Source organism: Streptomyces abyssalis (assembly GCF_001751365.1).
Classification (GTDB): domain Bacteria; phylum Actinomycetota; class Actinomycetes; order Streptomycetales; family Streptomycetaceae; genus Streptomyces; species Streptomyces abyssalis.
This window is the reverse complement of the sequence record NZ_LJGT01000040.1, coordinates 1,235,999-1,248,021: the sequence shown is the minus strand read 5'-3', so window position 1 is coordinate 1,248,021 and position 12,023 is coordinate 1,235,999. Positions and strand designations below refer to the sequence as shown.

At 70.7% G+C, this 12,023-nt stretch carries 6 protein-coding genes; 2 read left to right on the top strand and 4 right to left on the bottom strand.

Annotated features, from left to right (window positions below):
• Positions 1 to 41: 41 nt before the first annotated feature.
• Together AN215_RS20215 and AN215_RS20210 are read right to left on the bottom strand one after the other, a co-directional pair.
• A complete protein-coding gene (locus AN215_RS20215; RefSeq protein ID WP_070012183.1) occupies positions 42 to 698 on the bottom strand; it encodes an MBL fold metallo-hydrolase in 657 nt (218 codons plus the stop codon).
• A 211-nt stretch (positions 699 to 909) separates the two neighbouring features.
• Positions 910 to 1,641 carry a maleylpyruvate isomerase family mycothiol-dependent enzyme gene (locus tag AN215_RS20210; RefSeq protein WP_070012504.1) on the bottom strand — a complete coding sequence of 244 codons (732 nt, stop codon included), beginning with the start codon at positions 1,639 to 1,641 and terminating at the stop codon, positions 910 to 912.
• A gap of 216 nt (positions 1,642 to 1,857) precedes the next feature.
• Between AN215_RS20210 and uvrA the strand changes: the two genes are divergently transcribed.
• Both uvrA and AN215_RS20200 read left to right on the top strand, forming a co-directional pair.
• Positions 1,858 to 4,821 carry an excinuclease ABC subunit UvrA gene (uvrA, locus tag AN215_RS20205; protein WP_079123218.1) on the top strand — a complete coding sequence of 988 codons (2,964 nt, stop codon included), beginning with the start codon at positions 1,858 to 1,860 and terminating at the stop codon, positions 4,819 to 4,821.
• Between the two features lie 504 nt (positions 4,822 to 5,325).
• Positions 5,326 to 8,622 (top strand): phosphodiester glycosidase family protein, encoded by a 3,297-nt coding sequence (locus AN215_RS20200; protein WP_070012503.1) that lies wholly within the window; start codon positions 5,326 to 5,328, stop codon positions 8,620 to 8,622.
• Between the two features lie 60 nt (positions 8,623 to 8,682).
• On the opposite strand, the gene AN215_RS20195 is transcribed toward AN215_RS20200, so the two are convergent.
• Both AN215_RS20195 and AN215_RS20190 read right to left on the bottom strand, forming a co-directional pair.
• Positions 8,683 to 9,657, bottom strand: a complete 975-nt coding sequence (locus AN215_RS20195) for a TerC family protein (RefSeq protein ID WP_070012181.1) — start codon at positions 9,655 to 9,657, stop codon at positions 8,683 to 8,685.
• A 347-nt stretch (positions 9,658 to 10,004) separates the two neighbouring features.
• Positions 10,005 to 12,023: a TerD family protein gene (locus AN215_RS20190; RefSeq protein WP_070012180.1), complete on the bottom strand. Its 2,019-nt coding sequence runs from the start codon at positions 12,021 to 12,023 to the stop codon at positions 10,005 to 10,007.

Sequence of the window (12,023 nt, the reverse complement as noted above, 5' to 3'; positions counted from 1 at the left end):
GTGCGGCGGCCCTGCGCTGCCGCACCGTCAGACCGGCCGTGTCACCAGCCGCGCTCGCGCCACTCGGCGAGGCTGGGGCGCTCGGCGCCCAGGGTCGTGTCACCGCCGTGGCCGGGGTAGACCCAGGTCTCGTCGGGGAGTTGGGCGAAGAGCTTGGTCTCGACGTCGTGGAGCAGGCTCGCGAACGCCTCGGGGTCGTCGTGGGTGTTGCCGACGCCGCCGGGGAACAGGCAGTCGCCGGTGAAGAGATGCGGATGCCCGTGCGGGTCGTCGTAGACGAGCGCGATGGAGCCGGGAGTGTGACCGACGAGGTGCCGTGCGGTCAGCTCGTTCTCACCGACCCGGACGGTGTCCCCGTCCTCGACCAGTACGTCCGTCGCGACCGGGATCCCCTCGGCGTCGAAGCGGCCGGCGCACGTACGGGCGCCCGTGGCCTCGACGACCGGGCCGAGCGCCTGCCAGTGGTCGCCGTGCCGGTGGGTGGTGACGACGGAGCCGATGCCGTCGGAGCCGATGAGTTCGAGCAGAGTCTCCGGTTCGTTGGCCGCGTCGATCAGCAGCTGTTCGCCGGTCCTGCGGCAGCGCAGCAGGTAGGCGTTGTTGTTCATGGGGCCGACCGCGACCTTGGAGATCATCAGGTCGGTCAGCTCGTGCACGTCGGCAGGTCCCCCGACCTGCACCTCTCCGGTGTAAGCCATGACGACAGCCTAGGCGGTGCCCCACGGGGCCGCGCCAGAGCGGCGGCGTGGCGGATATGCGGACATGCGGTGGGGCGCGGGCGTTGATGCGCGCGGGCGGGCGGGGGCATGGGGGCGTACGGGCATGGCCGTGGCGCCGCCGGGCACCGCCGGAGCGCCCCCGGAGCGCCGCCGGTGCGCCGTCCGAGCGCCGTCGGAGGACCCGGCCGTACTACAGAGCCGGCAGTTCCGGGAGCGGGTCGCGCGCGGAGAGCCCGGTGCCGGAGCTGCGCCCCGTCAGCCAGGCGACCAGGGCCGTGGGAGTTCCGGCGACGACGACGGTCTTCGCGCTGTCGTCGCCGGCCGCGCCCGTACGCCAGCTGACGCCGTCCTCCGTACGGAGCTCGATGGGCGCGGCGATCCCGGGGTGACCGGAGAAGCGCCGCGCCATGTTGGCCAGTTCGCGCTCGATGAACGTGGCGGGCAGGTCGTCCATGGCGTAGCCGATGCCGAGGTCGACGTGGTGCAGCTCGACCTCGATCCAGCGCCGGAACGGCAGGGAATAAGCGCGGTCCGTCACGCCGTTACGCAGTTCCACGGTGCGCTCCCAGGCGGCGTCGCTCTGGGCGGCGAAGGCGCCGTCGAGGCGGGTGGCGCTCTCGCGCAGATCCGCGAGGTGCTCGGCCACGCTGCGTCCGGCGTCGCGCTCGATGTCGCCGTCGCGGCTCTCGGCGCTCGCGTACATCGGCCGGGCGGCGAAGACGTTCACCAGGGCGTCGGCGTTACGCGCGAGGTGGGCCAGCACATGGCCGCGGGTCCAGCCGGGCAGCAGCGAGGGCTTGGCGGCGGTGGCGTCGTCGAGCTGCTCGACTTCGGCGAGGAGCCTGCCGGTGGCGGCCCGCAGCGCGGCGGCGTCGGCGACGGGGTCGGGAGCGGAGGCGGCGGGGTTCGCTGACTGCGTCATGATCTCCAAGCTAGCCCCGGCACTCCTCCGGGTGGAAGACGGGGAAAGCGGCACGAGCCGAGGGACTTGCGCGAGGGAGGCTCAGAATCGAATGCACGTGCTATAAGCTCTGAGGGCGGTACCGACACGGTCCGGGACACACTCGGGCGGCACCGCCTCTAGTCTTGAGCCGGGGGGCTCCTGCGCAGTCGGGTCACCCTGCTTCTCACACGAAAGGTGCCAACCGGCGTGGCCTCTGACCGTCTCCTTGTCCGTGGCGCTCGCGAGCACAATCTCCGGAATGTCTCGGTCGACCTCCCGCGCGACTCCCTCATCGTCTTCACCGGTCTGTCGGGGTCGGGCAAGTCCTCCCTGGCCTTCGACACGATCTTCGCGGAGGGCCAGCGCCGCTACGTCGAGTCGCTGTCCGCGTACGCCAGGCAGTTCCTCGGTCAGATGGACAAGCCCGATGTGGACTTCATCGAGGGTCTCTCGCCCGCGGTGTCCATCGACCAGAAGTCGACCTCGCGCAACCCGCGCTCGACGGTCGGCACGATCACCGAGGTCTACGACTACCTCCGGCTGCTCTTCGCACGCATCGGCAAGCCGCACTGCCCGGAGTGCGGCCGCCCCATCACCCGCCAGTCGCCGCAGGCCATCGTCGACAGGGTGCTCGGCCTGGAGCCGGGCACCCGCTTCCAGGTGCTCTCGCCGCTGGTGCGCGAACGCAAGGGCGAGTACGTCGACCTCTTCAACGAGCTGCAGACGAAGGGCTACAGCAGGGCGCGCGTCGACGGGCAGACCGTCCAGCTGTCCGAACCGCCGAAGCTGAAGAAGCAGGAGAAGCACACGATCGAGGTCGTCGTCGACCGTCTCACCGTCAAGGAGAGCGCGAAGCGGCGGCTGACGGACTCCGTCGAGACGGCGCTCGGACTCTCGGGCGGCATGGTGATCCTCGACTTCGTCGACCTGGACGAGGACGACCCGCAGCGCGAGCGGATGTTCTCGGAGCACCTCTACTGCCCGTACGACGACCTCTCGTTCGAGGAACTGGAGCCGCGCACCTTCTCCTTCAACTCGCCCTTCGGCGCCTGCCCCGACTGCACGGGCATCGGCACGCGGATGGAGGTCGACCCGGAGCTGATCGTCCCGGACGAGGAGAAGTCGCTGGACGAAGGGGCCCTGCACCCGTGGTCGCACGGGCACACCCGGGACTACTTCGGCCGCCTCATCGGCGCGCTCGCCGACGCGCTCGGCTTCCGTACGGACATCCCCTGGGCCGGACTGCCGCAGCGGGCCAAGAAGGCACTCCTGCACGGGCACAGGACGCAGATCGAGGTGCGCTACCGCAACCGGTACGGGCGGGAGCGCGCCTACACCACGGCCTTCGAGGGTGTCGTGCCCTTCGTCAAGCGGCGTCATCAGGAGGCGGAGACCGACAGCAGCAGGGAGCGCTTCGAGGGCTACATGCGTGAGGTGCCCTGCCCCACCTGCGACGGCACCCGGCTGAAGCCGGTCGTGCTCGCGGTGACGATGCAGGGGAAGTCGATCGCCGAGATCTCGGCGATGTCGATCAGCGAATGCGCCGACTTCCTGCGGGAGATGACGCTCACCGACAGGGACAAGAAGATCGCCGAGCGGGTCCTGAAGGAGGTCAACGAGCGGCTCCGCTTCCTCGTCGACGTCGGCCTGGACTATCTGACGCTCAACCGCGCCGCCGGGACGCTCTCCGGCGGCGAGGCGCAGCGCATCCGGCTGGCCACACAGATCGGTTCGGGCCTGGTGGGTGTGCTGTACGTGCTGGACGAGCCCTCGATCGGGCTGCACCAGCGCGACAACCACCGTCTGATCGAGACGCTGGTGCGGCTGCGGGATCTGGGCAACACGCTGATCGTCGTCGAGCACGACGAGGACACCATCAAGGCGTCCGACTGGGTCGTGGACATCGGTCCGGGCGCCGGCGAGCATGGCGGCAAGGTCGTGCACAGCGGCCCCATGAAGGAACTCCTGGAGACCGCCGAATCGGTGACCGGCGACTACCTGGCCGGGAGGAAGAGCATTCCGCTTCCGCAGGTGCGCAGGCCGGCCGATCCGGAGCGTCAGCTGACGGTGCGCGGGGCGCGGGAGAACAACCTCCGCGACATCGACGTCTCCTTCCCGCTGGGCGTGCTCACGGCGGTGACCGGCGTCTCCGGGTCGGGCAAGTCCACCCTCGTCAACGACATCCTCTACACCCATCTCGCCCGCGAGCTGAACAACGCCAAGTCGGTGCCCGGGCGGCACACCCGGGTCGACGGCGACGATCTGGTGGACAAGGTCGTGCACGTCGACCAGTCGCCGATCGGCCGCACACCGCGCTCCAACCCCGCGACGTACACAGGGGTCTTCGACCATGTGCGCAGGCTCTTCGCGGAGACGACGGAGGCGAAGGTGCGCGGCTATCAGCCGGGGCGCTTCTCCTTCAACGTCAAGGGCGGCCGGTGCGAGAACTGCTCCGGCGACGGCACTATCAAGATCGAGATGAACTTCCTGCCGGACGTGTTCGTGCCGTGCGAGGTCTGCCACGGCGCGCGCTACAACCGGGAGACACTGGAGGTCCACTACAAGGGCAAGAGCATCTCCGAGGTGCTGGAGATGCCCATCGAACAGGCGACGGAGTTCTTCGAGGCGGTGCCCGCCATCGCCCGCCATCTGCGGACGCTCAACGACGTGGGCCTGGGTTACGTACGGCTCGGGCAGCCCGCTCCGACGCTCTCCGGCGGCGAGGCCCAGCGCGTGAAGCTGGCGAGCGAGCTGCAGAAGCGCTCCACGGGGCGCACCGTGTACGTGCTCGACGAGCCCACGACGGGGCTGCACTTCGAGGACATCCGCAAGCTCATCTCGGTGCTGGACGGCCTGGTCGACAAGGGCAACACAGTGATCGTCATCGAGCACAACCTGGACGTCATCAAGACCGCGGACTGGGTCGTCGACATGGGCCCGGAGGGCGGGTACGCCGGTGGCCTCGTCGTCGCCGAGGGCTCCCCGGAGCAGGTGGCGGCGATCCCTGCGAGTCATACAGGGAAGTTCCTGCGGGACGTGCTGGGCGACCGGGTGAGCGACGCGCCGCCGCCGGCCGGCAGCGGCAAGGCCCCGGTACGCAAGGGTGCTTCGTCCGGCGGGAGCGCGGCGCGGAAGCGGGCCTCGAAGACCAAGCGGTAGGTAGCCGCCCGCGGCCCGTCCGGCAGGGCACGTTGCCGGTCCCGTACGTTCACAGTTCACATCCGCCGCGCGGCGGCGGGGGATTCGGGAACATCTCCGGACTCCCCCGCCGCCGCGCGGTGCTCCGTCTTCGGCTCCCGTTTCCCCCGTGTGCTCCAACTGGACGGCACAGCACGGGAGTTGACGGCCACGGTTCTTTTCGAATTTTCTTCCGGACATCTGGTGCGGACCGGTCACCGCTGAGACCCTTTGCGGCGCTGTGCGCAGATAGCGCACGGAACACCCGTGTTTACAGGGGATGTTGTGATACGAGTAAACGTACGCAGAAGAGTCCTCGCCCGGTCACTGCTCAGCGCAGTGACCGCTTTTTCGTTTCTGACGGTGATTCAGCCGCCGTCGGCGAACGCGGCCGCGGCCGCCCCCGTACTCCCCGCGACCACTCGGATCAGCGCAGCGCAGCCGGCGGCGACGGGCGACCCCGTCGGCGTCCCCGGCGGCGAAGGCATGGAGCTGTCCCGCACCAGCCGCCCCGTGGCACCCGGCGCCCGGCTCACCTCGTTCCAGCGGCTGGAGCCGGACAAGTGGCTGCGGGCCGACGCTCTCAGCGTCGAACTCGGCGACGGCGGCAGCGCCGACGGGCACAGCAACAGCGACAGTGGCGGCGGCACCCGTGCCGACTACCTCTCCTCCGGTGAGGTCTCCACCCGCCGGCCGCTGAGCGAGCAGGCGGAGGCCCACGATCCGGGCGAGGGCCGCCGTACCGTCGCGGCCTTCAACGCCGACTTCTTCGACATCGACGAGACGGGGGCGCCGCTCGGCCCGGGCGTGCGCAACGGCCACGTGACGCACTCCCCCGCCGCCGGCAACAGCGACTCCCTCGGCTTCGGCCGGGACGCGGCCGGCCGGATACTGGGGCTCTACTTCGAGGGCACCCTCACCCTCCCCGGGGGCAAGCACTCGCTGACCGCCTACAACGCGGCCAACGTCCCGGAGAACGGCATAGGCGCCTACAACTCCCGCTGGGGAACGGCAGACCGGGCGCTCACCACCGACAGTGATCCCGAATCGACCGAGGTGCGGCTGCGGCACGGCCGCGTGACCCAGGTCGTCGACGAGCCCGGCAGCGGCCCGATAGCCGAGGGCACCACCGTGCTGGTCGGCCGGGACACCGGCGCGCAGAGACTGGACGGGCTGCGGGTGGGTGACCGCGTCTCGCTCGAATACCACGCCCGTACGGACGACGGCAGTCCCGTACCGCGCACCGCGGTCGGCGGCCGGGGCCTGCTGGTCGTGGACGGGCAGCCGCAGAACTGGGAGGGCAGGCCCAACAACGCGACGGCTCCGCGTACCGCGGTCGGCTTCTCCAAGGACGGCACGACGATGCACGTGATGTCGGTGGACGGACGCCAGGCGGCCTCCGGCGGTGTGACGCTCACCGAACTCGCCCTGATGATGGAGGACTTGGGTGCCTACAACGCCCTCAACCTGGACGGCGGCGGCTCGTCCACCCTCCTTGCGCGGGAACCGGGCACCGAACGCCTCCAGTTGGAGAACGCTCCGTCCGACGGGGAGGAGCGCGAGGTGCCCAACGGGCTGGCGCTGACCGCTCCCGAGGGCAGTGGAGCGCTCAAGGACTTCTGGGTGGAGACGGCGGCCGACCCGGCAGCCGCGCCCACCGCGGACAACATGCCGACAGGTCACCCCGAGCGCGTCTTCCCGGGCCTGACAAGGAAGTTGACCGCGTCGGGCTACGACGAGTCCTACGGTCCGGCCGACGGCAGTCCGCGCTGGTCGGCGGCCCGTCCCGGCGTCGGACGGGTCGACGGCGACGGTGTCTTCCATGCCCGCCGCGCCGGCTCGACCCGGGTCATGGCACACCGGGGCGAGGCGCGCGGATCCACGCATCTGTCGGTCATCGGCGGTCTCTCCCGCATCAGCCCGACCCGTGAACGTGTCGGACTGGCGGACGGCGGCGCCGAGGGTTCGTTCGGCATCGTCGGTTTCGACGCCGGCGGCACCAGCGCGCCCGTGGACCCGGCCGACGCGCGCCTGGAGTACGACCGTTCGCTCTTCTCCATCCGTCCGGACAGTGCCCGGGGCGGCTTCACCGTGACGGCACGGCCCGGCCAGGAGTCGGCGTCCGGCCTGGTGACGGTCGAGGTCCAGGGCCGCACGACGAAACTGGCCGTCACGGTCGGGCTGCACGAGGAGCGGACCGCCGGCTTCGACGACGCCGCGGACTGGAAGTTCAGCGCTGCACGTGCCGAGGGCTCACTCGCCGCAGATCCCGGCGGCAGGGAGGGCACGGGGCTGAGGATGACCTACGACTTCAGCCGGTCCGACGCCACCCGCGCCGCGTACGCGACACCTCCGGCGGAGGTGCCCGTACCGGGGCAGCCGCAGAGCTTCACCATGTGGATCAAGAGCGACGGCAAGGGCGCCTGGCCCTCGCTGCACCTGAAGGACGCCGGCGGCACCGACCATGTGCTGCGCGGCACCCATCTCACCGAGGAGGGCTGGCAGCAGATCGCCTTCGAGGTCCCGGAAGCAGTCAACTACCCGCTCAGGCTGCACCGCTTCTACCTCGCCGAGACCAGGCCCGCCGAGCAGTACACCGGCGAGGTCGTTCTCGACGAGCTGACGGCCCGCATTCCCCCGGACGTCGAACTGCCGGAGACGGCACGTCCGCACGATCCGCTGATCTCGACGGCGGCCGATGTCGCGGGACGCGACTGGCGCTTCGCCGTGATGTCCGACGCGCAGTTCGTGGCCCGCGACCCGGACAGCGCGGTCGTACGGCAGGCCCGCCGCACTCTGAGGGAGATACGGGCGGCGGCGCCGGACTTCGTCATCGTCAACGGTGACCTGGTCGACGAAGGGTCGAAGGAGGATCTGAGCTTCGCGCGCCGCGTACTGGAGGAGGAACTGGGAGAAGCCGTCGAGTGGTACTACGTGCCGGGCAATCACGAGGTGATGGGAGGCAGCATCGCCAACTTCACCGCCGAATTCGGCGCACCACAGCGCACGTTCGACCACAAGGGCACCCGGTTCATCACCCTCGACACCTCCTCTCTCACCGTCCGCGGCGGCGGGTACGCCCAACTGCAGGCACTGCAGAGGCAGTTGGACGCCGCTGCGGATGACCCCTCCGTCTCGTCGGTGACGCTCGTGCAGCACGTGCCTCCCCGGGACCCGACGGGACAGCAGGCGAGCCGGCTGACGGACCGCATGGAGGCGGACCTGCTGGAGGACTGGCTGGGCGACTTCCGCGCCCGTACCGGCAAGGGGGCCGCCTTCATCGGCGCGCACGCGGGCGTGTTCGACGCGTCCCGGGTGCGTGGCGTGCCGTACCTGGTCAACGGGAACTCGGGCAAGGCGCCGGCCGCACCGCCGGAGCGTGGCGGCTTCACCGGCTGGTCGCTGCTCGGCGTCGACCAGGACGCCCATCGGCACACCCGGGACTGGATCGCGGCTCAGACCAGGGCACATGTCGACGGCCTCGCGATGGAGGCTCCGGCCCGGCTGCGAGTCGGCAAGTCGGCCCGGGCGGCGGCCACCGTCACCCAGGGCGAGGGCGAGTCCGCACGGAAGGTGCCGGCCGGCTGGCCGCTCAGCGCGGACTGGTCCGGCTCCGGCAACCTCTGCGTCAAGGGCGGCCGGAACGCCGCGGACCAGGTCCGCTGCTCGGCTTCGTACGATCCGGGGACCGGCACGCTCACCGCGCACCGGCGGGGGACCGTCACGCTGGAGGTGGAAGTGGCGGGTGAGCGCACGGAGCGGCAGGTGACGATCACCCGCTGATCGCGGAGGGCGGGCGGAGCGGTGCCCGGCCGGGCCTAGCCGGGCCGGGCACCGCTCCGCTCAGGCGTCCACGTCCTTCTTGTCAGGTGAGGCCGCCTTCTTACGGGAGGCCGCGAGGCTCGTGAGGGTGGTGACGACGAGCACGGCGCAGATGACGCCCAGGGACACGGGGATGCTGATCTCCGGCACATGCACGCCGGCCTCATGCAGCGCGTGCAGCACCAGCTTGACGCCGATGAAGCCGAGGATGACCGACAGTCCGTAGGACAGGTGCACCAGCTTCTGCAGCAGGCCGCCGATGAGGAAGTACAGCTGCCGGAGGCCCATCAGGGCGAAGGCGTTGGCGGTGAAGACGATGTACGGATCCTGGGTGAGGCCGAAGATCGCCGGGATGGAGTCCAGCGCGAAGAGCACGTCGGTCGAGCCGATCGCCAGCATCACGATCAGCATGGGCGTCATCAGGCGCTTGCCGTTCTCGACGACGAACAGCTTCGTGCCGTGGTAGTCCTTCGTGGAGGGAAAGCGCCGCTCGACCATCTTCAGGAAGCGGTTCTCCTCGTACTCCTCCTCGTGGCCTCCGCGGGCGTCCTGGATGAGCTTCCAGGCAGTCCAGATGAGGAAGGCCCCGAAGATGAAGAAGATCCAGGAGAAGGCCGAGATCATCGCGGCCCCCGCGGCGATGAAGACGGCCCGGAGAACCAGCGCGATCAGCACACCCACCATCAGCACCCGCTGCTGATAGGCGGCCGGCACCGCGAACTTCCCCATGATCAGCACGAAGACGAAGAGGTTGTCGACGCTGAGCGACTTCTCGGTGATGAACCCCGCGAAGAACTCACCCGATGCCTCGGGCGTCCCGAAGAGCCAGAGCCCGACCCCGAAGAGTCCGGCCAGGACGATCCAGACTGTGGTCCACGCCCCGGCCTCCTTGAGGGAGACCTCGTGCGGTTTGCGGCCCCCGATGAAGAAGTCGGCGGCGATGAGGGCGCAGAGACCGACGATCGTCAGTGCCCAGACGTTCAGGGAGACATCCATGTATCAATCCTCCGGCTCGCGTGTGCGCATCGGCCGGAGGTCTCCTCCACCTGGCGTACGCCGTCGCGTGGCCGGGCCGGCGCCCCGGGACCGGTCACATCCGGTCCGTACTGACGGGGACACCGCTGGTGCCGGGAGTACTCCCCTCCGCACAAGGAAGAGTAAAGCAATGCCAAAGAAACGTAAAGAGAGCCAGGTCAGGGCATAGACCGAGAAGAACCGTGACTCAAGTCAGTGCTCAAGTCACGGCACAGTGCAGGCCGCAGGACCGACCGTGGCTCAGGAGGGGCCGGCCGCGAGGACGGTGGCCGTGAATGCGTGCAGCTCGGCCCGAACCGCTGTCCGGCTCAGCCCTCCGCCTCGTGCGTGCGCCGTGCGCGCTCCGACGCGACCTGGCCCAGCACCTGCGTCAGCACCTGGCTGCCGGGCGGCACGAGCGGAGGCTCGTACGTCCAGTGGTGGCCGACCCACGGATCGGCCAGGTGATCGTCCGGAACGGGCGTGATGCGCAGCAGCGCCCGCCACAACGGTGAGAGCACCGGGCCGTAGGCGCGGGCGTCCTCCAGGTCGGCGACCATCATCAGATGGACTCCGACGGACGGGCCCTCGTCGGCGAGATAGCGCAGCTGTGTGACGGCGCGGTCGTCGAACCCGTGCGGGAAATCGTGGACGACGAGGAGCTGTTCGGCGGTGTCGAGATCGGCGGGCAGCGCGTCCGTGGCGCGGCTGCGGACCGCCATCTGCACCAAATCGACGCGGCGGGTGAGCTGTTCGAGCACGGTGCTCACACCGGCGGCGCCCGCGGCGGGCGGCTCGGGCAGCACACCGCTCTCCACGAGCGGCGCGAGCGCGGCCGAGGCGGAGCCCGCCGGATCGATCACGTGGAGCGTGAAGTCGCCCGCGGGATGGACCGCTGCCAGCCGTGCGGCGACGGCTGTCGCGGTCTCGGCCGCAAGACGGCGCAGTTCGTCGGAGCTCACGACCGAGGCGGCGGCCGGGCCCGGCGAGGACGAGCCGGACGTGCCGCTGCGGCCGCTGTCGATCCACAGGCCCCGCTCAAGCGGCAGGCGCACCAGCATCGGGATGCGGAGGCCGGCGCTCTCGGGAAGGGCGAGGTCGCCCAGGCGCATGGCCATCGGCGTCTCCAGGGGCGGCCGGTATCCGTGCCAGACCGGGTTGTCCCAGCGGGCGTAGGCGGGCGGCAGCGCCGGCTCGACGACCTCGGCCTCCGCGCTCAGCTGCCCCAGGTCGCGGTCGAGAACCTCACGGGCCTGTTCGACGAGCCGGGCCTGCTTGGTGCGCGCCTCGCCGCGCGCCGCGTCGGCCGCGGGGCCGACGCGTGTGCGCGGATCGGAGAGCACCTTGTCCAGCTCCTGCTCCATCCGCGACTCGGCGAAGTCGACCGCGGAGCGGTAGGCCGCGACCGTACGGGCCAAGTCCTCGAACATGTCCCAGATCTGGTTGTAGAGCCGCTCGTCCATGCTCCAGCCATTGGCGTCGCCTGCGACCGGTACGTGCGGGCCCGGCTCCGGTGACCCAGGAGACCCAGGAGACCCCGGTGTCGCGGATGCGGCCGCCGGTGTCCGGCCGGGTGCGGCGGACGTACCGGGAGACGACGGCACGGAAGGCGGCGGCCCGGAAGGCGGCGTGGTGGCGCGGCCTGGATGCCGGTAGCTGATGGGGGCGTCTCCGGCGCCGGCCACGCCCGCGCCGCTGTCGGGGGCGCTCGCTGCGACGCTTCCCGCGGCGCCGACGGCGGCTTCACGGGAACGTTCCCCGTCCGTACGGGGCGGAGGCGGAGCCACGGAACGGTCCCGGCCGGCGGCCACCGCCTCGTTGATCGTCGCGGCCAACTCCTGGGCGCGGCCGAGTCCTTGGTCCGCGAGCATCGCGGAGAGCCCGCCCGCGTAGCCCTGCCCGACCGCGCGGACCTTCCACCCGCCCTGCCGGCGGTAGAGCTCCAGCGCGAGGACGGCGGACTCCGCGTCGAGCCCGGTGAGCGTGCAGTTCGCGACCCCGGCTCCGTCGAGCCCGGTCACGGTCACGAACGGCGGTGCCAGCTCCCCGAAGCGCACCGGCCCGCCTGCCCCGGCGGGCAGGGCCAGCAGCACGTTGACGCAGTGGACGGACTCGGGCAGGGCGTCGAGATCGACCGCCAGGCGGTGCTCGGCCGCCGCCTGCCGGGACACCTCCAGCCCGGGCAGCTGCGGCTGCGCGGGGTGGGCGATCCACCCCTCCTCCCGCATCCTGCCGTCCTGGTCGTTGAGCGTCGCACCGGCGATGACCGGACGCTCCGAGGTGACCCGGATCTCCAGACGGGACTGCGGCAACGGGTGGTTCTGTCCCCGTACCAGCTCGGCCGTCAT